Here is a 22,347-nt window from a genome sequence, read left to right on the forward strand (position 1 = left end):
TCTGGCGAAGCCAGGCTCCATCAAGCCACACACCAAGTTCGAATCTGAAGTGTACATCCTGTCCAAAGACGAAGGCGGCCGTCATACTCCGTTCTTCAAAGGCTACCGTCCACAGTTCTACTTCCGTACAACTGACGTGACCGGTACCATCGAACTGCCAGAAGGCGTTGAGATGGTAATGCCAGGCGACAACATCAAGATGGTTGTGACTCTGATCCACCCAATCGCGATGGACGACGGTCTGCGTTTCGCAATCCGTGAAGGCGGTCGTACCGTTGGCGCGGGCGTGGTTGCTAAAGTTCTCGGTTAATTGCTGATAACATTTGACGCAATGCGCAAAGAAAGGGCATCATTTGATGCCCTTTTTGCACGCTTTCGAACCAGAACCTGGCTCATCAGTGATTTTATTTGTCATAATCATTGCTGAGACAGGCTCTGTAGAGGGCGTAAGTCCGAAACTCATATAGAGCATTTCGGTTAGGTTCGCCTCGCGCTCGCGGGGTGAAAATGTTTGTAGAATTCTTCTGACAGGTTGGTTTATGAGTGCGAATACCGAAGCTCAAGGGAGCGGGCGCGGCCTGGAAGCGATGAAGTGGGTAGTTGTTGCCGTACTGCTGATTGTGGCTATCGTAGGCAATTATCTTTATCGTGACATGATGCTGCCGCTACGCGCGCTGGCAGTGGTTATTCTGATTGCTGCAGCGGGTGGTGTCGCGCTGTTGACGACCAAAGGTAAAGCGACCGTCGCTTTTGCCCGCGAAGCGAGAACCGAAGTCCGTAAGGTCATTTGGCCGACTCGCCAGGAAACTCTGCACACCACGTTAATTGTGGCTGCGGTTACCGCGGTAATGTCACTGATCCTGTGGGGACTGGATGGTATTCTGGTTCGCCTGGTATCCTTTATCACTGGCCTGAGGTTCTGAGATGTCTGAAGCCCCTAAAAAGCGCTGGTACGTCGTTCAGGCGTTTTCCGGTTTTGAAGGCCGCGTAGCAACGTCGCTGCGTGAGCATATCAAATTACACAATATGGAAGAGTTGTTTGGCGAAGTTATGGTTCCAACCGAAGAAGTGGTTGAGATCCGTGGCGGCCAGCGTCGCAAAAGTGAGCGCAAATTCTTCCCGGGTTACGTGCTTGTTCAGATGGTGATGAACGACGCAAGCTGGCACTTAGTGCGCAGCGTACCGCGCGTAATGGGCTTTATCGGCGGCACGTCTGACCGTCCGGCGCCAATCAGCGACAAAGAAGTTGATGCGATTATGAACCGCCTGCAGCAGGTGGGTGATAAGCCGCGTCCGAAAACGCTGTTTGAACCGGGTGAAATGGTTCGTGTTAATGACGGTCCGTTTGCTGACTTTAATGGCGTGGTCGAAGAAGTGGACTACGAGAAGTCCCGCCTGAAAGTTTCTGTTTCTATCTTTGGTCGTGCGACCCCGGTAGAACTGGACTTCGCTCAGGTAGAAAAAGCCTAAGCAGCGATCTAATCGTTGCACCAGGCGCGAGATTGGAATACAATTTCGCGCCTTTTGTTTTTATGGGCCTTGCCCGTAAGACGATTTTTATTCACGGGGAGCCTCCTTGAGGCGTTATTACCCAATCAGAGGATTTTAGAATGGCTAAGAAAGTACAAGCCTACGTCAAGCTGCAGGTTGCAGCTGGTATGGCGAACCCAAGTCCACCAGTTGGTCCAGCTCTGGGTCAGCAGGGTGTGAACATCATGGAATTCTGTAAAGCGTTCAACGCAAAAACTGAATCCCTGGAAAAAGGTCTGCCAATCCCAGTTGTTATCACTGTATACGCTGACCGTTCTTTCACTTTCGTTACCAAAACCCCTCCAGCAGCAGTTCTGCTGAAGAAAGCAGCGGGCATCAAGTCTGGTTCCGGTAAGCCGAACAAAGACAAAGTGGGTAAAATTTCCCGCGCTCAGCTGCAGGAAATCGCGCAGACCAAAGCTGCCGACATGACTGGCGCCGACATTGAAGCGATGACTCGCTCCATTGAAGGTACTGCACGTTCCATGGGCCTGGTAGTGGAGGACTAAGAAATGGCTAAACTGACCAAGCGCATGTCCGTGATCCGTGACAAAGTTGATGCGACCAAACAGTACGACATCAACGAAGCTATCGCTCTGCTGAAAGAACTGGCTACCGCTAAGTTCGTTGAAAGCGTTGACGTTGCCGTTAACCTGGGCATCGACGCTCGTAAATCCGATCAGAACGTTCGTGGCGCAACTGTACTGCCACACGGTACTGGCCGTTCCGTTCGCGTAGCTGTATTTGCTCAGGGTGCAAACGCTGAAGCTGCTAAAGCTGCCGGCGCTGAACTGGTAGGTATGGAAGATCTGGCTGATCAGATCAAGAAAGGCGAAATGAACTTTGACGTTGTTATTGCTTCCCCGGATGCAATGCGCGTTGTTGGCCAGCTGGGCCAGGTTCTGGGTCCACGCGGCCTGATGCCAAACCCGAAAGTTGGTACTGTAACTCCTAACGTTGCTGAAGCGGTTAAGAACGCTAAAGCAGGTCAGGTTCGTTATCGTAACGACAAAAACGGCATCATCCACACCACCATCGGTAAAGTGGACTTTGACGCTGACAAACTGAAAGAAAACCTGGAATCTCTGCTGGTTGCGCTGAAAAAAGCAAAACCAACTCAGGCGAAAGGCGTGTACATCAAGAAAGTTAGCATCTCCACCACCATGGGTGCAGGTGTTGCAGTTGACCAGTCTGGTCTGAGCGCTGCTGCAAACTAATACCTTTACGTGGGCGGTGATTTTGTCTACAATCTTCGCCCACGTTTGCTAACTATGGTTAGCAGGTAACCGAATTGTTCGTTGGAGCCTGGCCTATCCAGGCCTCCGTCGAAGACCGCAGGTGTTTCGCAAGAGACTTAATCCCCTGCGTAGACGGTGACAGAACGCTAAGATTATTTTTGGATACTCTGGCTTGTTTCTGCTCACCGTATTAAGACGCTCTTTCCGTTTGGGAGAGTGAAGTGAGTTCCAGGGCATGAGCCCTGGCAAACATCCAGGAGCAAAGCTAATGGCTTTAAATCTTCAAGACAAACAAGCGATTGTTGCTGAAGTCAGCGAAGTAGCCAAAGGCGCGCTGTCTGCAGTAGTTGCGGATTCCCGTGGCGTTACTGTAGATAAAATGACTGAACTGCGTAAAGCAGGTCGTGAAGCTGGCGTTTACATGCGTGTTGTTCGTAACACCCTGCTGCGCCGCGTAGTTGAAGGTACTCAGTTCGAGTGCCTGAAAGACACGTTTGTTGGTCCAACCTTGATTGCATACTCTATGGAACACCCGGGCGCTGCCGCTCGTCTGTTCAAAGAGTTCGCGAAAGCGAATGCAAAATTCGAGGTTAAAGCTGCAGCCTTTGAAGGTGAGTTGATCCCGGCATCGCAAATCGATCGCCTGGCAACCCTGCCGACCTACGAAGAAGCAATTGCACGCCTGATGGCAACCATGAAAGAAGCTTCGGCTGGCAAACTGGTTCGCACTCTGGCTGCTGTTCGCGATGCAAAAGAAGCTGCTTAATCGCAGTTATCTTTATAAAGCATTTGCTTACGTATAAACTTATTCTGATTTTCAGGAACAATTTAAATGTCTATCACTAAAGATCAAATCATTGAAGCAGTATCCGCTATGTCCGTAATGGACGTTGTAGAACTGATTTCTGCAATGGAAGAAAAATTCGGTGTTTCCGCTGCTGCTGCTGTAGCTGTAGCTGCTGGCCCGGCTGAAGCTGCTGAAGAAAAAACTGAATTCGACGTAATTCTGAAAGCTGCTGGCGCTAACAAAGTTGCTGTTATCAAAGCAGTACGTGGCGCAACTGGCCTGGGTCTGAAAGAAGCTAAAGACCTGGTAGAATCTGCTCCAGCTGCGCTGAAAGAAGGCGTGAGCAAAGACGACGCAGAAGCACTGAAAAAATCTCTGGAAGAAGCTGGCGCTGAAGTTGAAGTTAAATAAGCCAACCCTTCCGGTTGCAGCCTGAGTAATTAGGCTGATGGCTGGTGACTTTTTAGTCACCAGCCTTTTTGCGCTGTAAGGCGCCAGTAGCATTTCACACTGTTTGACTGCTGGTTTGCCTGACAATGCTTGTTTCTATCGACGACTTAATATATTGCGACAGAGTGCTCGCTCTGTGTAAATCGCGACGAAATGATTTAAGCGTGATAGCAACAGGTATTGCGGAAAGTATTCAATTTTCCGGTCCACAAAATGGTGTTGCACAAACTGTCCCTCCGTCGGACAGATGGGTCGACTTGTCAGCGAGCTGAGGAACCCTATGGTTTACTCCTATACCGAGAAAAAACGTATTCGTAAGGATTTTGGTAAACGTCCACAAGTTCTGGACATTCCATATCTCCTTTCTATCCAGCTTGACTCGTTCCAGAAGTTTATCGAGCAAGATCCTGAAGGGCAGTACGGTCTGGAAGCCGCCTTCCGTTCCGTGTTCCCGATTCAGAGCTACAGCGGTAATTCCGAGCTGCAGTATGTCAGCTATCGCCTTGGCGAACCGGTGTTTGACGTTCAGGAATGTCAGATCCGTGGCGTGACCTACTCTGCACCGCTGCGCGTAAAACTGCGTCTGGTGATCTACGAGCGCGAAGCGCCGGAAGGCACCGTAAAAGACATTAAAGAACAAGAAGTCTACATGGGTGAAATTCCACTCATGACAGACAACGGTACTTTCGTTATCAACGGTACTGAGCGTGTTATCGTTTCCCAGCTGCACCGTAGCCCGGGCGTCTTCTTCGACAGCGATAAAGGTAAAACACACTCTTCCGGTAAAGTACTGTATAACGCGCGCATCATCCCTTACCGTGGTTCCTGGCTGGACTTCGAGTTCGATCCTAAAGACAACCTGTTTGTCCGTATCGACCGTCGTCGTAAACTGCCTGCGACCATCATTCTGCGTGCGCTGCAATACACCACTGAACAGATCCTGGACCTGTTCTTTGAGAAAGTGGTCTTTGAAATTCGCGACAACAAGCTGCAAATGGAGCTGGTGCCTGAGCGTCTGCGTGGTGATACCGCATCGTTCGACATCGAGGCCGACGGCAAAGTGTACGTGGAAAAAGGCCGCCGCATCACCGCGCGCCACATCCGTCAGCTGGAAAAAGATGAAATCAAACACATCGAAGTACCGGTTGAATACATCGCTGGCAAAGTCGCGGCAAAAGATTACGTTGACGAATCGACTGGCGAGCTGATCTGCCCGGCGAACATGGAGCTGAGCCTGGATCTGCTGGCGAAGCTGAGCCAGTCTGGTCACAAGCGTATCGAAACGCTGTTCACCAACGATCTGGACCACGGTCCGTACATCTCTGAGACAGTACGTGTCGACCCAACTAACGATCGTCTGAGCGCACTGGTAGAAATCTACCGCATGATGCGCCCGGGTGAGCCACCGACTCGCGAAGCGGCTGAAAGCCTGTTCGAGAACCTGTTCTTCTCCGAAGACCGCTACGATCTGTCCGCGGTTGGTCGTATGAAGTTCAACCGTTCTCTGCTGCGTGACACGATCGAAGGTTCCGGTATCCTGAGCAAAGAAGACATCATCGAAGTGATGAAGAAGCTCATCGATATCCGTAACGGTAAAGGCGAAGTGGATGATATCGACCACCTCGGCAACCGTCGTATCCGTTCCGTAGGCGAAATGGCGGAAAACCAGTTCCGTGTTGGCCTGGTACGTGTTGAGCGTGCGGTTAAAGAGCGTCTGTCTCTGGGCGATCTGGATACCCTGATGCCTCAGGATATGATCAACGCTAAGCCAATCTCTGCCGCAGTGAAAGAGTTCTTCGGTTCCAGCCAGCTGTCTCAGTTTATGGACCAGAACAACCCGCTGTCTGAGATTACGCACAAGCGTCGTATCTCTGCACTCGGCCCAGGCGGTCTGACCCGTGAACGCGCAGGCTTTGAAGTTCGAGACGTACACCCGACTCACTATGGTCGCGTATGTCCAATCGAAACGCCTGAAGGTCCAAACATCGGTCTGATTAACTCCCTGTCCGTGTACGCACAGACTAACGAATACGGTTTCCTCGAGACCCCGTATCGTAAAGTGACTGACGGTGTTGTAACCGACGAAATTCATTACCTGTCTGCTATCGAAGAAGGCAACTACGTTATCGCTCAGGCGAACTCCAACCTGGATGACGAAGGCCACTTTGTAGAAGATCTGGTTACCTGTCGTAGCAAAGGCGAATCCAGCCTGTTCAGCCGTGACCAGGTTGACTACATGGACGTTTCCACCCAGCAGGTGGTATCCGTCGGTGCGTCCCTGATCCCGTTCCTGGAACACGATGACGCCAACCGTGCATTGATGGGTGCGAACATGCAGCGTCAGGCCGTTCCAACTCTGCGTGCTGATAAGCCGCTGGTTGGTACCGGTATGGAACGTGCTGTTGCCGTTGACTCCGGTGTAACTGCGGTTGCTAAACGTGGCGGTCTGGTTCAGTACGTGGATGCCTCCCGTATCGTTATCAAAGTTAACGAAGACGAGATGTACCCGGGCGAAGCAGGTATCGACATCTATAACCTGACGAAGTACACCCGTTCTAACCAGAACACCTGCATCAACCAGATGCCATGTGTCTCTCTGGGTGAGCCGGTTGAGCGCGGCGACGTGCTGGCAGACGGTCCGTCCACCGACCTCGGTGAACTGGCGCTCGGTCAGAACATGCGCGTAGCGTTCATGCCGTGGAACGGTTACAACTTCGAAGACTCCATCCTCGTTTCCGAGCGTGTGGTTCAGGAAGATCGTTTCACCACGATTCACATTCAGGAACTGGCATGTGTGTCCCGTGACACCAAGCTGGGGCCGGAAGAGATCACTGCCGACATCCCGAACGTGGGTGAAGCAGCGCTCTCCAAACTGGATGAATCCGGTATCGTTTACATCGGTGCGGAAGTGACCGGCGGCGATATTCTGGTAGGTAAAGTGACGCCGAAAGGTGAAACCCAGCTGACGCCAGAAGAGAAACTGCTGCGTGCAATCTTCGGTGAGAAAGCGTCTGACGTTAAAGACTCTTCTCTGCGCGTACCAAACGGTGTTTCCGGTACAGTTATCGACGTTCAGGTCTTCACCCGTGACGGCGTTGAGAAAGATAAACGTGCGCTGGAAATCGAAGAGATGCAGCTCAAACAGGCTAAGAAAGACCTGTCTGAAGAACTGCAGATCCTCGAAGCGGGTCTGTTCAGCCGTATTTATGCGGTGCTGGTTGCCGGTGGTGTTGAAGCTGAGAAGCTCGACAAGCTGCCACGCGATCGCTGGCTGGAACTGGGCCTGACCGACGAAGAGAAACAGAATCAGCTGGAACAGCTGGCTGAGCAGTACGACGAGCTAAAACACGAGTTCGAGAAAAAACTCGAAGCGAAGCGCCGTAAAATCACTCAGGGCGACGATCTGGCACCGGGCGTGCTGAAGATTGTTAAGGTTTATCTGGCCGTTAAACGTCAGATCCAGCCTGGTGATAAAATGGCAGGTCGTCACGGTAACAAGGGTGTTATCTCTAAGATCAACCCGATCGAAGATATGCCGCACGATGCTAACGGTACGCCGGTAGATATCGTACTGAACCCGCTGGGCGTACCGTCTCGTATGAACATTGGTCAGATCCTCGAAACTCACCTGGGTATGGCTGCGAAAGGTATCGGCGAGAAAATCAACGCCATGCTGAAGCAGCAGGAAGAAGTCGCGAAACTGCGCGAATTCATCCAGCGTGCGTACGATCTGGGCACTGACGTTCGCCAGAAAGTTGACCTGAACACCTTCAGCGATGAAGAAGTGCTGCGTCTGGCTGAAAACCTGCGTAAGGGTATGCCAATCGCGACGCCGGTCTTCGATGGTGCGAAAGAGTCTGAAATCAAGGAACTGTTACAGCTGGGTGGCCTGCCGACTTCCGGTCAGATCACACTGTTCGACGGTCGTACTGGCGAGCAGTTTGAGCGTCCGGTAACCGTTGGCTACATGTACATGCTGAAACTGAACCACCTGGTTGACGACAAGATGCACGCGCGTTCTACCGGTTCTTACAGCCTGGTTACTCAGCAGCCGCTGGGTGGTAAGGCGCAGTTCGGTGGTCAGCGCTTCGGTGAGATGGAAGTGTGGGCGCTTGAAGCATACGGCGCAGCATACACCCTGCAGGAAATGCTTACCGTTAAGTCTGATGACGTAAACGGTCGTACCAAGATGTATAAAAACATCGTGGACGGCAACCATCAGATGGAACCAGGCATGCCAGAATCCTTCAACGTACTGTTGAAAGAGATTCGTTCGCTGGGTATCAACATCGAACTGGAAGACGAGTAATTCTCGCTCAAACAGGTCACTGGTGTCGGGTTAATCCCCGACACCAGATTGTGCTAACTCCGACGGGAGCAAATCCGTGAAAGATTTATTAAAGTTTCTGAAAGCGCAGACTAAAACCGAAGAGTTTGATGCGATCAAAATTGCTCTGGCTTCGCCAGACATGATCCGTTCATGGTCTTTCGGTGAAGTTAAAAAGCCGGAAACCATCAACTACCGTACGTTCAAACCAGAGCGTGACGGCCTTTTCTGCGCCCGTATCTTTGGGCCAGTAAAAGATTACGAGTGCCTGTGCGGTAAGTACAAGCGCCTGAAACACCGTGGTGTGATCTGTGAGAAGTGCGGCGTTGAAGTGACCCAGACTAAAGTACGCCGTGAGCGTATGGGCCACATCGAGCTGGCGTCTCCAACTGCGCACATCTGGTTCCTGAAATCTCTGCCGTCCCGTATCGGTTTGCTGCTGGATATGCCGCTGCGCGATATCGAACGTGTTCTGTACTTCGAATCTTATGTTGTGATCGAAGGCGGGATGACGAACCTGGAACGTAACCAGATTCTGACCGAAGAACAGTATCTGGACGCGCTGGAAGAGTTCGGTGACGAATTCGACGCGAAGATGGGTGCGGAAGCTATCCAGGCCCTGCTGAAGAGCATGGATCTGGAGCAAGAGTGCGAGCAGCTGCGTGAAGAGCTGAACGAAACCAACTCCGAAACCAAGCGTAAAAAGCTGACCAAGCGTATCAAGCTGCTGGAAGCGTTCGTTCAGTCTGGTAACAAACCAGAGTGGATGATCCTGACCGTTCTGCCGGTTCTGCCGCCAGATCTGCGTCCGCTGGTTCCGCTGGATGGTGGTCGTTTCGCAACGTCCGATCTGAACGATCTGTATCGTCGCGTTATCAACCGTAACAACCGTCTGAAACGTCTGCTGGATCTGGCTGCGCCGGACATCATCGTACGCAACGAAAAACGTATGCTGCAGGAAGCGGTCGACGCCCTGCTGGATAACGGTCGTCGCGGTCGTGCGATCACCGGTTCTAACAAGCGTCCTCTGAAATCTTTGGCCGACATGATCAAAGGTAAGCAGGGTCGTTTCCGTCAGAACCTGCTCGGTAAGCGTGTTGACTACTCCGGTCGTTCTGTAATCACCGTAGGTCCATACCTGCGTCTGCATCAGTGCGGTCTGCCGAAAAAAATGGCGCTGGAGCTGTTCAAACCGTTCATCTACGGCAAGCTGGAGCTGCGTGGCCTGGCCACCACCATCAAAGCCGCTAAGAAAATGGTTGAGCGCGAAGAAGCTGTCGTTTGGGATATCCTGGACGAAGTTATCCGCGAACACCCGGTCCTGCTGAACCGTGCACCAACTCTGCACCGTCTGGGTATCCAGGCCTTTGAGCCAGTACTGATCGAAGGTAAAGCTATTCAGCTGCACCCGCTGGTTTGTGCGGCTTATAACGCCGACTTCGATGGTGACCAGATGGCTGTTCACGTACCGCTGACGCTGGAAGCCCAGCTGGAAGCGCGTGCGCTGATGATGTCTACCAACAACATCCTGTCTCCAGCGAACGGTGAGCCAATCATCGTTCCTTCTCAGGACGTTGTACTGGGTCTGTACTACATGACCCGTGACTGTGTTAACGCCAAAGGCGAAGGCATGGTGCTGACTGGCCCGAAAGAAGCTGAGCGTATTTACCGCGCTGGCCTGGCCTCTCTGCATGCGCGCGTTAAAGTGCGTATCACTGAATACGAAAAAGATGCTAACGGCGAATTCGTTGCGACCACCAGCCTGAAAGACACGACCGTGGGTCGTGCGATTCTGTGGATGATCGTACCGAAAGGTCTGCCTTTCTCCATCGTCAACCAGGCGCTGGGCAAGAAAGCAATCTCCAAAATGCTGAACACCTGTTACCGCATTCTGGGCCTGAAACCGACCGTTATCTTCGCTGACCAGACGATGTACACCGGCTTTGCTTATGCAGCGCGTTCAGGTGCATCTGTTGGTATCGATGACATGGTGATCCCAGAGAAGAAATACGAGATCATCAGCGAAGCAGAAGCTGAAGTTGCCGAAATCCAGGAGCAGTTCCAGTCTGGTCTGGTAACCGCAGGCGAACGCTATAACAAAGTTATCGATATCTGGGCTGCGGCGAACGATCGTGTATCCAAGGCGATGATGGACAACCTGCAGACCGAAACCGTGATTAACCGTGACGGCGTCGAAGAGCAGCAGGTCTCCTTCAACAGCATCTACATGATGGCCGACTCCGGTGCGCGTGGTTCTGCGGCGCAGATTCGTCAGCTGGCAGGTATGCGTGGTCTGATGGCGAAGCCAGATGGCTCCATCATCGAAACGCCAATCACCGCGAACTTCCGTGAAGGTCTGAACGTACTCCAGTACTTCATCTCCACGCACGGTGCGCGTAAAGGTCTGGCGGATACCGCACTGAAAACCGCTAACTCCGGTTATCTGACGCGTCGTCTGGTTGACGTTGCGCAGGACCTGGTTGTTACCGAAGACGATTGTGGCACCCTCGAAGGTATCACCATGACCCCGGTTATCGAGGGTGGTGATGTTAAAGAGCCACTGCGCGATCGCGTACTGGGTCGTGTTACCGCGGAAGACATTCTGAAGCCGGGTACCGCAGACATTCTGGTTCCACGCAACACGCTGCTGCACGAGCACTGGTGTGACCTGCTGGAAGCGAACTCTGTCGACTCCGTGAAAGTGCGTTCCGTTGTATCCTGTGACACCGACTTTGGTGTATGTGCACACTGCTATGGTCGTGACCTGGCGCGTGGCCACATCATCAACAAAGGTGAAGCAATCGGTGTTATCGCGGCACAGTCCATCGGTGAGCCAGGTACACAGCTGACGATGCGTACGTTCCACATCGGTGGTGCGGCATCTCGTGCGGCTGCTGAATCCAGCATTCAGGTGAAAAACAAAGGTAGCATCAAGCTCAGCAATGCGAAGTCTGTTGTTAACTCTTCAGGCAAGCTGGTTGTCACCTCACGTAACACCGAGCTGAAGCTGATCGACGAATTCGGTCGTACCAAAGAGAGCTATAAAGTACCTTACGGTGCTGTTATGGCTAAAGGTGATGGCGAGCAGGTTGCTGGCGGCGAAACCGTAGCAAACTGGGATCCACACACCATGCCGGTTATCACCGAAGTGGCTGGTTTCATCCGCTTCACCGACATGATCGACGGCCAGACCATTACGCGTCAGACCGACGAACTGACCGGTCTCTCCTCGCTGGTTGTTCTGGATTCTGCAGAACGTACCGCAGGCGGTAAAGATCTGCGTCCAGCACTGAAAATCGTTGATGCCAACGGTAACGATGTTCTGATCCCGGGCACGGATATGCCGGCTCAGTACTTCCTGCCAGGTAAAGCGATCGTTCAGCTGGAAGATGGCGTACAGATCAGCTCTGGTGACACCCTGGCGCGTATTCCTCAGGAATCCGGCGGTACCAAGGACATCACCGGTGGTCTGCCACGCGTTGCGGACCTGTTCGAAGCACGTCGTCCGAAAGAGCCGGCAATCCTGGCGGAAATCAGCGGTATTATCTCCTTCGGTAAAGAGACCAAAGGTAAACGCCGCCTGGTGATCACGCCGCTGGATGGCAGCGAACCGTACGAAGAGATGATTCCGAAATGGCGTCAGCTCAACGTGTTTGAAGGTGAACGTGTAGAACGTGGTGACGTGGTTTCCGATGGTCCAGAAGCACCGCACGACATTCTGCGTCTTCGTGGCGTACACGCGGTAACGCGTTACATCACCAACGAAGTACAGGACGTTTACCGTCTGCAGGGCGTTAAGATCAACGATAAGCACATCGAAGTTATCGTTCGTCAGATGCTGCGTAAAGCCACCATCGTGAACGCGGGCAGCTCCGAGTTCCTCGAAGGTGAGCAGGTTGAATACTCTCGCGTTAAGATTGCAAACCGCGATCTGGAAGCGAACGGCAAAAACAGTGCGACCTTCGCACGTGACCTGCTGGGTATCACCAAAGCGTCTCTGGCAACCGAGTCCTTCATCTCCGCGGCATCGTTCCAGGAGACCACTCGTGTGCTTACCGAAGCAGCCGTTGCGGGCAAACGCGACGAACTGCGCGGTCTGAAAGAGAACGTTATCGTGGGTCGTCTGATCCCGGCTGGTACCGGTTATGCGTACCACCAGGATCGTATGCGCCGTCGCGCAGCGGGCGAACTGCCAGCTGCACCACAGGTGACTGCAGAAGATGCTTCTGCAAGCCTGGCAGAGCTGCTGAACGCGGGTCTGGGCGGTTCCGACAACGAGTAATCGTGCCTTCAGCTAATAAAAAACCCGCTTCGGCGGGTTTTTTTTATATCTGGAAGGGGTTATTTGACTAACGGAATGCGCCGATAAAGTTCGATCATATCGCCCGCCAGATCCTGAATAACCATCGCGTTCATCAGATGATCCTGGGAGTGAACGGTAATCAGGTTGACCGGCAGTTTGCCTGTTCCTTCATCCAGCCCAATAAGCTGGGTCTGAATAACGTGAGCATGTTTCACGTATTCGCGTGACTCTTCCATTGCTTTTTCTGCGTCGTCAAAATCGCCTTTACGCGCCATTTGCAATGCCGTTAAAGCCGCACTGCGCGCCGCGCCCGCATTAACCAGCAGTTCCATGATCGTGGTTTCTAAATCTTCCATGATTACTCCAGTAGTTTCAGCGCTTTTTCCAGCACGACATCACCTTTCATCATGCCGTAATCCATCATGTCGATCACCGCGACTTTTTTACCCAGCGGCTCGGCCTGGGCCTGCAGTTTTGCTTGCTCGTATTTAACCTGTGGCCCCAGTAATACGATGTCAGCGGTAGCGATCTCATCTTTAAACTCAGCAACCGGCACGGCTTTAATGCTTACTTCGACCCCTTTTTTCTGCGCGGCGTCTTTCATGCGTTGAACCAGCATGCTGGTCGACATTCCCGCTGCACAGCATAAAACGATGTTCTTCATAGTCAGCCTCGATCTACATGTGTTTATTGATAATTATCCCGTGCCGTCTGCTTCAACAACCGCTTTACCGCGATTGTGTGTCTGGCATCACAAAGAAACGGGCAATTTTCTGAAACCGGTTACAAATTTTACAAAGGAGGGCAAATGCCCGTTAAAACGGGCATCTTATGAGGATAGTGGTCAGACGGAAGGTGTGCGAATGATGCGGTTTTTACCCGACTGTTTGGCTTTGTAGAGTGCTTCATCCACGCTACCCACAAACTGTGCCTGCGGCTCCTGGTGCCACTCGCCCAGCCCGGCGCTAAAGGTCACGCTGAGTCCCTCTTCACGCCAGTTGCGTTCGGCAACCCGTACGCGCCAGTTTTCCAGCAAAACGTTCGCGGCATCACTCTGCTGTATCGGGAAGAGTACGGCAAACTCTTCACCACCGTAGCGATAAACCGACACGCCATGGGGCTGCATAATCTGAATACCTTCCCGGGCCACATTACGTAGCACGATATCGCCGGTGAGGTGCCCCCAGGTATCGTTAATAGTTTTGAAGTTATCAATATCAATTAACGCCATGGAGAACGGATGGTGATCGTTTATCAGGGCGGAAATATCGGTATCGAAGGCGCGTCGATTTTTACAACCGGTCAGCGCATCAATGGTGGCTTGTCGCACCCAGGAGAGCTCCCGCTCCTTATTACTCTCTATGGCTTTGCTCAGCATTGCCTCCAGGCGCGGGGCCTGCTTCACGTCACCGGTTTTAATGGCGTTGATGATATTCATCAGCACGCTTCGCGAGGCATGACGCAGGTACAGGCCAAAGAGCAAAATAGTAATAGCCGCAAGGGCAAGCCCCCAGGCCACAATGTTGGTTTCATGACGGATCAGGGCATCGAGCGCCGCACTGGAGACCCGATAAATAACGAACCAGTCGGGATTCGTAAACGAGTAGTAATAATACCAGGCGTGAGTGGATTCATCGTAAATATGTCCCTCGCCGCTGGTCATCTGATCCATTAGCTTTTCGCTAACGTAGGATTTGAAGAGCACACCGGTGTCCGGATGCAGGATCACTTTCCCGTCTCGTTCCACGACAAAAAACTCCCCCTGCACCGGAGAGACCATCTGGCGCAGAGTAAAGCCCATGGATGCCAGGTCGAGGTGGAAGGCGAGCGTACCTTTCAGCCTGCCTTCCGGTGAGATCACCGGTTTGAAGAGGGTGACTGTGGGATGATGGGTGAAGAAGTCTTTATACGGGCGGGTATAGCGGCTAAAGGTGCTGGATTCAGCCTGTGCCATAAACCACGGGCGGGTGCGGGCATCGAAGGTCTCGCTCGTTTTATCAGCAATGATGGCCGGGGCTCTCAAATGGTGGCCCTGGACATCGGCCAGGGAGATGGACGAGACACTGGGCATCAGATTTTGCAAATGCATCAGCAGTTGCAAACCCTGCGTCGGATCGCCGGTGACCATCTTCTCAAGTTGCTCATTACGCGAGAAAAACGTAGCCGCTCGCCCCAGGATGTAATCATTTTCTCGCAGGATAGATTCCGTGTAATTCACCGCCAGGTTATGGGTGAAGTTACGGTTAATCTGATGATAGTCGTCCAGAAAATCTTTACGCTGAGTCCCTATAATAAACACCGCGATCAGTACAAAACTGAGCAGGATGCCCGCAAAGCTCACCATAATGGGAGTTGTAAAAGAAAGCTTTCTGTTTTGAAGCGCCATCAGTAATAAATCATTCCAGAATAAATAAAATGTAGAAACCCTGGCGTTATGGTTTCGCCCGGCCTGTGGTTGATAAGTATACTGCCGTTAATTAAAACGAGGATGATTTGGCTTAAGACCTGGCTTATTAATTCAAATTTATTTGAAGATTTCAGCGTGCGCCGTGAATGACTAAGAGAAGGCAGGGCGAAAGAGGAAGAAAGTATTCGCCCTGGTCAATAAGGATTATTGACGCAGTGAAGATAAAAAAACGGACCTTTGTAAACAACGGCCCGTTGTGAGGATGTCGAGCAGTCTCGACACCATTTCATACTTTTACAGTGCGTTTCAGCGAGATTGCGAAGCGCGCCCCAGCCAGCTATCCCAATCCTTCCAGACCGGCTGCAACCCTTGCCCTGACAGGGCCGCCGCCACCTCTTCCGGACGGCGCCCATCGTGCGGCGCGAATTGCTCCAGCTCCGGATGATCGTCAGCGTATCCGCCTGGCTGGGTTTTTGAAAAGGCGCTCACGTTGTTAATGGCCAGCGGGACGACGCGATCGCGAAATGCCGGCGATTCACGCGTAGAGAGTGACAGCTCAACGTCAGGCGCCAGCAGGCGAAAGGCGCAGATGGTCTGCACCAGCTGGCGTTCATCCATAATGGAGGCGGGCTGGATCCCCCCGGCACAGGGGCGCAGGCGCGGAAAGGAGATGGAGTAGCGGCTTTGCCAGTAATGCTGTTGTAGCCACAGCAGATGCTCCGCCACCATATAGCAGTCCACTCGCCAGCTGTCGGAAAGACCTGTTAGCGATCCCAGGCCAATCTTGTCGATTCCGGCGCGACCAAGGCGATCCGGAGTCTCCAGCCGCCAGAAGAAGTCCTGTTTTTTCCCTTTAAGATGGTGTTGGGCATAGACCTTCTCGTGGTACGTCTCCTGATAAACCAGCACCCCGTCCAGGCCGAGGGTTTTAAGCTCTGCGTACTCCTCCTGTGAGAGCGGCTGGATCTCCATCTGTAAGGAGGAGAACTGGCGGCGAATGTCCGGGAAATGGCGGCGAAAATAGTCCATGCCCACCTTCGATTGATGTTCGCCCGTTACCAGCAGCAGATGTTCAAACCCCATCTCACGAATCGCGGCACATTCCCGGGCAATCTCCTGCGCATCCAGTGTTTTGCGCTTGATTCGGTTACTCATTGAAAAACCGCAATAAGTGCAGTCGTTAGCACACAAGTTCGAGAGATAGAGGGGCACGTAAAAGCTGACCGTATTGCCAAAACGCTGCCGGGTCAGGCGCTGCGCCCGCTGCGCCATGGGTTCCAGATAAGCATCGGCCGCCGGGGAGAGCAGGGCCATCATCTCTTCACGGCCGGGATGACGTGCCGCTAATGCCCGCTGGACGTCGGCAGCGGTTTTGCTGTGAATACGCAGGCGAATATCATCCCAGTCGAGCTGGCGCCAGCGATCGGTAAAGGTCTTCATCACCGCGCCTCCAGAAAGCCGGTGAGCGGGCTGGTGGCCTGCGCCAGCATACTGCGTGAACCGGGGCCAGACTGACGAGCCAGCAGGCCTGCTTCTACCGCCAGGCGGAAGGCGCGGGCCATCAGCACCGGGTCGTCGGCAACGGCAATCGCCGTATTGACCAGTACCGCATCGGCACCCATCTCCAGCGCCTGGGCGGCATGGCTTGGGACGCCGATGCCGGCATCTACCACCACCGGTACGGTGGCTTGCTCGATGATGATCTCCAGCATCGCGCGGGTCTCCAGCCCCTGGTTCGAGCCAATCGGCGCCCCCAGCGGCATGACTGCCGCACAGCCCGCCTCTTCCAGCCGTTTACAGAGCACCGGGTCCGCGCCGCAGTAAGGCAGCACGGTAAATCCTTGTTTTACCAGCATCTCTGCGGCTTTTAGCGTTTCGACAGGATCGGGTAACAACCAGCGGGCATCCGGATGGATCTCCAGCTTGAGCCAGCTTGTGCCCAGCGCTTCACGCGCCAGCTGCGCGGCAAAGACGGCCTCTTCGGCGGTCTTGGCACCGGAGGTATTGGGCAATAGCGTCACCCCGGCCTCCAGCAGCGGGGCGAGGATTGCGTCGCTGTGGTTACGCAGATCCACGCGTTTCATCGCCAGCGTAACGAGCTGGCTGCCGCTTTCGCGGATAGCCTCCACCATCAGCTGGGACGAGGCAAATTTTCCGGTTCCGGTAAACAGATGTGATTCAAAGGTTCTATCAGCAATACGTAACATTCAGCCTCCTGCGATGACCTGAAAAAGCAGGATGTGATCGCCTTCGCTCACCTGCTGATGTTCCCACCGCTCGCGCGGCAGGATCTGTTGATTAAGTGCCAGGGCCACGCCCGGCTTAAGCTGACGCAGCTGGTCTAGCAGGGCGGCAACCGTTAACCCCTCTACGCACTGCATCGGCTCATCATTAAACTGAATGCGCATGTTGCCCTCCACAGACGGTGCAGCCCTTGGCGCGCTGCAAGGCCAACTGCCGCCAGCTGCCGGCACGCGCATCGAACAGGCGTAGCGCGTTATGTCCGGTGTTGATTCCGCAAAGCAGTTTGATGGCTTCCAGCGCCTGCAGCGTACCCATTACCCCCACGACCGGGCCAAGCACACCAGCCGTGCGGCAGTTGCGTTCAGGCTCGGCATCGTCCGGCCACAGGCAGCGATAACATCCCTGCGCCCAGGGTGGCGTGAGTACCATCATCTGCCCACCAAAGCCGACGGCACTGGCGGTGATTAACGGCGTATCGAGCGACACGCAGGCAGCATTGATTGCCTGGCGGGTGGACATGTTGTCGGTACAGTCGAGCACCACGTCGGCCAGGGCGACTTCATGCTGCAGGCTCTGTCCGCTTAGCCGCGCCTGGCGCGCGATCAATTCGATATTTGGGTTCAACTGATGGAGCCGTTGACGGGTTATCTCTGCCTTGGGCTGGTTGAGATCGTCAGGGGTAAAAAGGATTTGCCGCTGCAGATTGCTGAGATGCACCTCGTCATCATCGGCAAGCACCAGCGTGCCGACCCCGGCTCCCGCCAGGTAAAGGGCCGCTGGCGCACCTAACCCGCCCAGACCGACAATCAGTACCCGGCTGGCAAGCAGCTTTTGCTGCCCATCAATGGCGATATCCTCCAGTAATATCTGGCGGCTATAGCGCATAAAGTCGCGATCATTCATCGCCCACTCCTGCCAGCTTCAGAAGCTGTGCGGTGGCGGCTTGCCAGTCTGCAGCCTGGGTGATGGCGCTTACGACCGCGATACTGCCTACGCCAGTCTCCAGCACCGCCGGGGCGCGCTCGAGGCTAATACCGCCGATGGCTACGGTGGGGTAGTCCCCCAGGCGGGCAATATGGCGAGCCAACTGGGTCAGTCCCTGCGGTGCTGAGGGCATCTGTTTGGTTTGTGTGGGGAAGACGTGGCCCAGTGCGATGTAAGAGGGGCGGGCGGCCAGCGCTACGTCGATCTCCATATCATCGTGCGTAGAGACGCCCAGACGCAGCCCCGCGTGGCGAATGGCATTCAGATCGGTGGTTTCCAGATCTTCCTGGCCCAGGTGCACACCATAAGCCTGATGCTTTATCGCCAGCCGCCAGTAGTCATTGATAAACAGGCGGGCATCATAACGCCGCCCGAGCGCAATGGCGGCCACCACATCGGCCTCTACCTCGTCATCGCGCTTATCTTTAATCCGCAGCTGAAGGGTGCGAACCCCAGCATCCAGCAGGCGCTCAATCCACTCAAGGCTATCGACCACCGGATAAAGCCCTAGCCGGTAGGGCACCGTTGGGAAATCGGGCTGGTACATTATGCCTCCTCTTTTTTGAGGTAGATTTCGCCGCCTTTGGCGCGGAAGGTGTCTGACATGTCTGCCATCCCCACTTCGATGGTCTGCGCGGCCGCGTAGTCACGCACCTCCTGACTGATTTTCATTGAGCAGAATTTCGGGCCACACATGGAGCAGAAGTGCGCCACTTTGCCCGACTCCTGCGGCAGAGTTTCGTCGTGATAAGCGCGGGCGGTGAAAGGGTCGAGCGCGAGGTTGAACTGGTCTTCCCAGCGGAACTCGAAGCGCGCCTTCGACATCGCGTTATCGCGGATCTGCGCGCCCGGATGGCCTTTCGCCAGGTCCGCGGCGTGAGCGGCAATTTTGTAGGTAATCAGCCCCTGTTTCACATCCTCTTTGTTGGGTAAACCAAGGTGCTCTTTCGGTGTGACGTAGCAGAGCATCGCGCAGCCGAACCAGCCAATCATCGCTGCGCCAATGCCTGAGGTGAAGTGGTCGTAACCCGGTGCAATATCGGTGGTCAGCGGCCCTAAGGTATAGAACGGCGCTTCGTGGCAGTGCTCCAGTTCTTCGGTCATGTTGCGGCGGATCATCTGCATCGGCACGTGACCCGGGCCTTCAATCATCACCTGCACGTCATACTCCCAGGCGATTTTGGTCAGTTCGCCCAGGGTGTGCAGCTCGGCGAACTGCGCTTCGTCGTTGGCATCGCGAATGGAGCCAGGGCGCAAACCGTCGCCCAGCGACAGCGAAACATCGTACGCCGCGCAGATTTCGCAGATTTCGCGGAAGTGTTCGTAGAGGAAGTTTTCCTGATGATGGGAGAGGCACCACTTGGCCATGATGGAGCCGCCGCGCGAGACGATGCCGGTGAGGCGTTTGGCGGTCATCGGTACGTAGCGCAGCAGCACGCCAGCGTGAATGGTGAAGTAATCCACGCCCTGTTCGGCCTGCTCCAGCAGGGTGTCGCGGAACGCTTCCCAGGTAAGGTCTTCGGCAATGCCGTTCACCTTTTCCAGCGCCTGATAAATCGGGACAGTACCAATCGGCACCGGACTGTTACGCAGGATCCACTCGCGGGTTTCGTGAATATAGCGGCCAGTTGAGAGATCCATCACCGTATCTGCACCCCAGCGCGTAGACCAGACCAGTTTCTCTACCTCTTCTTCGATGGAAGAGGTGACCGCAGAGTTACCGATGTTGGCATTAACCTTCACCAGGAAGTTGCGGCCGATAATCATCGGCTCAGATTCCGGATGGTTAATGTTGGCCGGGATAATCGCCCGGCCCGCCGCCACTTCGTCACGCACGAATTCGGGGGTGATGTTCTCCGGCAGATGCGCACCAAAACCTTCGCCCGGATGCTGGTGGCGCAGGACTTCACTGCGAATGCGCTCACGACCCATGTTTTCGCGAATGGCAATGAACTCCATCTCTGGCGTGACGATGCCCTGGCGCGCATAGTGCAGCTGGGTGACACATTTGCCTGGCCTGGCTCGTTTGGGCGTCAGCAGGCCAGTGAAGCGCAGTTCATCCAGACCGTCGTCGGCCAGACGCTCGTTGGTGTAATGTGAACTGCGAACAGTCAGCGCTTCGCTGTCGTTACGCGCCTCAATCCATGGCTGGCGCAGCTTTGCCAGTCCCTTCTGTACGTCGATGGCAATATCGGTATCGCCGTACGGGCCGGAGGTGTCATACACCGGTACGGCCTCGTTTTCCTCGAACTGCGGATTTTCTTTGCTGCCACCGATAAGCGTTGGGCTAAGCTGAATTTCACGCATCGGGACGCGGAGATTGGCTTGCGAGCCGGTGATGTAAATACGCTTAGAGTTCGGAAACGCGGTGCCTTCCAGCGTGTCGATGAAGTGTTGTGCTTGTGCGCGTTGTTCGCGGCGGGTCAGTTTAGTTGCAGACATAGCTCATTCCAAAAGTGAAGGACATGGCTTGTCAGACGACGGATGAAGCAAGAGAGACGATCGCCCGGGGGCGATGCGACAGCAGATTGACTCTTGTTCCCTTCGCAGGTATTAGCCTGATCAGGTTCCGCGGATCCCGAATTAACGGTCTCAGCCCGGCTTTCGCTCTGGGCACTCCGACAAGAAAAAGCTCCTGCAGTGCAGAAGCGGTGTAGATAAATTACGCGCTAACGGCTAATAACTCAAGCAGGCCGGGCGATGTAATCTTCGTTGCTGGCGGTCAGATCGTTATCCAGCGCCAGTGCGATCAGCTTATCCTCTAGCGTGAAGCGCTCTTCCAGTGCTTCACCCAGGTCGGACAGCGCCTGCTGAAACTCAAGATAGTTATCATGATCGATAGCGTTCTCAAGCGTGGAGTCGTAGTAATCCATTATCTGCTGGGTGTTAGCCTCCAGCTGCGGATAAATTTTGGTGGCGGCTAATACCGGGGTATCGCCTTCCATTTCACCGATAATACGTTCATAAATATTAAAATGACCGTCGGACAGGTAATCCACCAGGCTTTGACAAAAATCATCGAGTGCCTTCTCGTTCAGGCGCATAAACGACTCTTTGCCAGGCTTAATGCCAACCAGATTGTAGTAGGCAACAAGAAGATGCTTGCGCACGTGTAGCCAGCGATCGACCAGATTATTACTACCTCCAACGCGCTCTGTCAGGCTTTCTAGCTGGTTTAGCATGTTTGACTCCGCAAGGTTAAGATTAAAAGCTGCCCACCCAAAAATGTAATGATAATGTTACCAACATGCCTGTGAAGCGAAGGTAGTGCAATAGATATGGATCGTATTATTGAAAAATTAGATCGCGGCTGGTGGATCGTCAGCCATGAACAAAAATTATGGTTGCCTGCCGGGGAATTACCACACGGTGAGGCAGGGAATTTCGATCTTGTGGGGCAACACGCACTGCAGATCGGCGAATGGCAGGGCGATCCTGTGTGGTTGATCCAACAACATCGCCGTCAGGATATGGGATCGGTTCGTCAGGTGATCGATCAGGATGTCGGCCTGTTTCAACTGGCGGGACGCGGTGTGCAACTGGCGGAATTTTATCGTTCACATAAGTTCTGTGGCTACTGTGGGCATACCATGCAGCCGAGCAAAACCGAGTGGGCAATGCTCTGTAGCCACTGCCGCGAGCGCTACTATCCACAGATTGCGCCGTGCATTATTGTCGCTATCCGGCGGGAAGACAGCATCCTGCTGGCGCAGCATACCCGTCACCGTAACGGAATACATACCGTGCTTGCCGGGTTCGTTGAAGTGGGCGAAACCCTGGAGCAGGCGGTGGCGCGTGAAGTGATGGAGGAGAGCGGGATCACGGTTAAAAATCTTCGCTATGTCACCTCGCAGCCGTGGCCATTCCCCATGTCATTGATGACCGCGTTCATGGCTGACTATGACGACGGTGAGATCGTGATTGACCCGAAAGAGCTGCTGAACGCCAGCTGGTATCGCTATGACGATCTGCCCTTGTTACCCCCAGCGGGAACGGTGGCGCGTCGGCTGATAGAAGATACCGTGGCAATGTGTCGGGCCGAGTATGAATGACGTGATACACTGAGGCCATGACGCT

At 54.0% G+C, this 22,347-nt stretch carries 19 protein-coding genes, 1 pseudogene and 1 riboswitch; of the genes and pseudogenes, 10 read left to right on the plus strand and 10 right to left on the minus strand.

From position 1 onward, the window contains the following. The 9 genes and pseudogenes from tuf to rpoC all read left to right on the plus strand — a co-directional run. Positions 1-310: pseudogene (gene tuf / locus WFN75_RS22020) on the plus strand (elongation factor Tu); the annotation flags it as partial. 229 nt (positions 311-539) lie between these two features. Beyond that, on the plus strand, positions 540-923 hold the full coding sequence (gene secE, locus WFN75_RS22025) for a preprotein translocase subunit SecE (protein WP_003862342.1): 384 nt from the start codon (positions 540-542) through the stop codon (positions 921-923). 1 nt (position 924) lies between these two features. Next, positions 925-1,470 carry a transcription termination/antitermination protein NusG gene (nusG, locus tag WFN75_RS22030; protein WP_003862341.1) on the plus strand — a complete coding sequence of 182 codons (546 nt, stop codon included), beginning with the start codon at positions 925-927 and terminating at the stop codon, positions 1,468-1,470. Positions 1,471-1,610: 140 nt separating this feature from the next. Next, a complete protein-coding gene (gene rplK, locus WFN75_RS22035) occupies positions 1,611-2,039 on the plus strand; it encodes a 50S ribosomal protein L11 (protein ID WP_008503452.1) in 429 nt (142 codons plus the stop codon). Positions 2,040-2,042: 3 nt separating this feature from the next. After that, positions 2,043-2,747 carry a 50S ribosomal protein L1 gene (gene rplA, locus WFN75_RS22040; RefSeq protein WP_040077680.1) on the plus strand — a complete coding sequence of 235 codons (705 nt, stop codon included), beginning with the start codon at positions 2,043-2,045 and terminating at the stop codon, positions 2,745-2,747. 289 nt (positions 2,748-3,036) lie between these two features. Further along, positions 3,037-3,534 (plus strand): 50S ribosomal protein L10, encoded by a 498-nt coding sequence (gene rplJ / locus WFN75_RS22045; protein ID WP_001207203.1) that lies wholly within the window; start codon positions 3,037-3,039, stop codon positions 3,532-3,534. A 66-nt stretch (positions 3,535-3,600) separates the two neighbouring features. Then, positions 3,601-3,966 carry a 50S ribosomal protein L7/L12 gene (rplL, locus tag WFN75_RS22050; RefSeq protein ID WP_000028882.1) on the plus strand — a complete coding sequence of 122 codons (366 nt, stop codon included), beginning with the start codon at positions 3,601-3,603 and terminating at the stop codon, positions 3,964-3,966. A 319-nt stretch (positions 3,967-4,285) separates the two neighbouring features. Beyond that, positions 4,286-8,314, plus strand: coding sequence for a DNA-directed RNA polymerase subunit beta (gene rpoB / locus WFN75_RS22055; protein ID WP_040077679.1), 4,029 nt, complete (start codon positions 4,286-4,288; stop codon positions 8,312-8,314). A 76-nt stretch (positions 8,315-8,390) separates the two neighbouring features. Next, positions 8,391-12,614: a DNA-directed RNA polymerase subunit beta' gene (rpoC, locus tag WFN75_RS22060; RefSeq protein WP_040077678.1), complete on the plus strand. Its 4,224-nt coding sequence runs from the start codon at positions 8,391-8,393 to the stop codon at positions 12,612-12,614. Positions 12,615-12,673: 59 nt separating this feature from the next. On the opposite strand, the gene WFN75_RS22065 is transcribed toward rpoC, so the two are convergent. The 10 genes from WFN75_RS22065 to rsd form a co-directional block, all read right to left on the minus strand. Then, complete coding sequence (locus tag WFN75_RS22065) at positions 12,674-12,991, minus strand: PTS lactose/cellobiose transporter subunit IIA (RefSeq protein ID WP_046887175.1); 318 nt, start codon at positions 12,989-12,991, stop codon at positions 12,674-12,676. Positions 12,992-12,993: 2 nt separating this feature from the next. Continuing rightward, complete coding sequence (locus WFN75_RS22070) at positions 12,994-13,299, minus strand: PTS sugar transporter subunit IIB (protein ID WP_035890299.1); 306 nt, start codon at positions 13,297-13,299, stop codon at positions 12,994-12,996. Between the two features lie 180 nt (positions 13,300-13,479). After that, positions 13,480-15,021: a sensor domain-containing diguanylate cyclase gene (locus WFN75_RS22075; protein WP_336996833.1), complete on the minus strand. Its 1,542-nt coding sequence runs from the start codon at positions 15,019-15,021 to the stop codon at positions 13,480-13,482. Between the two features lie 327 nt (positions 15,022-15,348). After that, positions 15,349-16,482, minus strand: coding sequence for a 2-iminoacetate synthase ThiH (thiH, locus tag WFN75_RS22080; protein ID WP_040077674.1), 1,134 nt, complete (start codon positions 16,480-16,482; stop codon positions 15,349-15,351). After that, positions 16,482-17,249, minus strand: a complete 768-nt coding sequence (gene thiG, locus WFN75_RS22085) for a thiazole synthase (RefSeq protein ID WP_336996834.1) — start codon at positions 17,247-17,249, stop codon at positions 16,482-16,484. The genes thiH and thiG overlap by 1 nt, the downstream gene beginning before the upstream one ends. Then, positions 17,250-17,450 carry a sulfur carrier protein ThiS gene (gene thiS / locus WFN75_RS22090; RefSeq protein WP_040077671.1) on the minus strand — a complete coding sequence of 67 codons (201 nt, stop codon included), beginning with the start codon at positions 17,448-17,450 and terminating at the stop codon, positions 17,250-17,252. Further along, the gene (locus WFN75_RS22095) at positions 17,434-18,189 is read right to left on the minus strand and encodes a HesA/MoeB/ThiF family protein (protein WP_336996835.1); all 756 of its coding nucleotides are present in this window, start codon (positions 18,187-18,189) and stop codon (positions 17,434-17,436) included. Before WFN75_RS22095 ends, thiS begins: the two co-directional genes overlap by 17 nt. After that, positions 18,182-18,817 carry a thiamine phosphate synthase gene (gene thiE / locus WFN75_RS22100; RefSeq protein WP_040077668.1) on the minus strand — a complete coding sequence of 212 codons (636 nt, stop codon included), beginning with the start codon at positions 18,815-18,817 and terminating at the stop codon, positions 18,182-18,184. The genes WFN75_RS22095 and thiE overlap by 8 nt, the downstream gene beginning before the upstream one ends. Then, a complete protein-coding gene (gene thiC, locus WFN75_RS22105; protein ID WP_336996836.1) occupies positions 18,817-20,712 on the minus strand; it encodes a phosphomethylpyrimidine synthase ThiC in 1,896 nt (631 codons plus the stop codon). The genes thiE and thiC overlap by 1 nt, the downstream gene beginning before the upstream one ends. A gap of 80 nt (positions 20,713-20,792) precedes the next feature. Continuing rightward, positions 20,793-20,901: riboswitch (TPP riboswitch) on the minus strand. 53 nt (positions 20,902-20,954) lie between these two features. Further along, a complete protein-coding gene (rsd, locus tag WFN75_RS22110; protein WP_336996837.1) occupies positions 20,955-21,452 on the minus strand; it encodes a sigma D regulator in 498 nt (165 codons plus the stop codon). 96 nt (positions 21,453-21,548) lie between these two features. Here rsd and nudC point away from each other — a divergent pair, with 96 nt between their 5' ends. Then, the gene (gene nudC, locus WFN75_RS22115; protein WP_263617146.1) at positions 21,549-22,322 is read left to right on the plus strand and encodes an NAD(+) diphosphatase; all 774 of its coding nucleotides are present in this window, start codon (positions 21,549-21,551) and stop codon (positions 22,320-22,322) included. Positions 22,323-22,347 lie beyond the last annotated feature (25 nt).

It is taken from the genome of Leclercia sp. UBA7405 (assembly GCF_037152215.1).
Lineage (GTDB): Bacteria > Pseudomonadota > Gammaproteobacteria > Enterobacterales > Enterobacteriaceae > Enterobacter > Enterobacter pneumoniae.

Coding starts and splice junctions, on each gene's coding strand:
- secE (WP_003862342.1), top strand. CDS start 540: ATGAGTGCGAATACCGAAGCTCAAGGGAGCGGGCGCGGCCTGGAAGCG.
- nusG (WP_003862341.1), top strand. CDS start 925: ATGTCTGAAGCCCCTAAAAAGCGCTGGTACGTCGTTCAGGCGTTTTCC.
- rplK (WP_008503452.1), top strand. CDS start 1,611: ATGGCTAAGAAAGTACAAGCCTACGTCAAGCTGCAGGTTGCAGCTGGT.
- rplA (WP_040077680.1), top strand. CDS start 2,043: ATGGCTAAACTGACCAAGCGCATGTCCGTGATCCGTGACAAAGTTGAT.
- rplJ (WP_001207203.1), top strand. CDS start 3,037: ATGGCTTTAAATCTTCAAGACAAACAAGCGATTGTTGCTGAAGTCAGC.
- rplL (WP_000028882.1), top strand. CDS start 3,601: ATGTCTATCACTAAAGATCAAATCATTGAAGCAGTATCCGCTATGTCC.
- rpoB (WP_040077679.1), top strand. CDS start 4,286: ATGGTTTACTCCTATACCGAGAAAAAACGTATTCGTAAGGATTTTGGT.
- WFN75_RS22065 (WP_046887175.1), bottom strand. CDS start 12,991: ATGGAAGATTTAGAAACCACGATCATGGAACTGCTGGTTAATGCGGGC.
- WFN75_RS22070 (WP_035890299.1), bottom strand. CDS start 13,299: ATGAAGAACATCGTTTTATGCTGTGCAGCGGGAATGTCGACCAGCATG.
- WFN75_RS22075 (WP_336996833.1), bottom strand. CDS start 15,021: ATGGCGCTTCAAAACAGAAAGCTTTCTTTTACAACTCCCATTATGGTG.
- thiH (WP_040077674.1), bottom strand. CDS start 16,482: ATGAAGACCTTTACCGATCGCTGGCGCCAGCTCGACTGGGATGATATT.
- thiG (WP_336996834.1), bottom strand. CDS start 17,249: ATGTTACGTATTGCTGATAGAACCTTTGAATCACATCTGTTTACCGGA.
- thiS (WP_040077671.1), bottom strand. CDS start 17,450: ATGCGCATTCAGTTTAATGATGAGCCGATGCAGTGCGTAGAGGGGTTA.
- WFN75_RS22095 (WP_336996835.1), bottom strand. CDS start 18,189: ATGAATGATCGCGACTTTATGCGCTATAGCCGCCAGATATTACTGGAG.
- thiE (WP_040077668.1), bottom strand. CDS start 18,817: ATGTACCAGCCCGATTTCCCAACGGTGCCCTACCGGCTAGGGCTTTAT.
- thiC (WP_336996836.1), bottom strand. CDS start 20,712: ATGTCTGCAACTAAACTGACCCGCCGCGAACAACGCGCACAAGCACAA.
- rsd (WP_336996837.1), bottom strand. CDS start 21,452: ATGCTAAACCAGCTAGAAAGCCTGACAGAGCGCGTTGGAGGTAGTAAT.
- nudC (WP_263617146.1), top strand. CDS start 21,549: ATGGATCGTATTATTGAAAAATTAGATCGCGGCTGGTGGATCGTCAGC.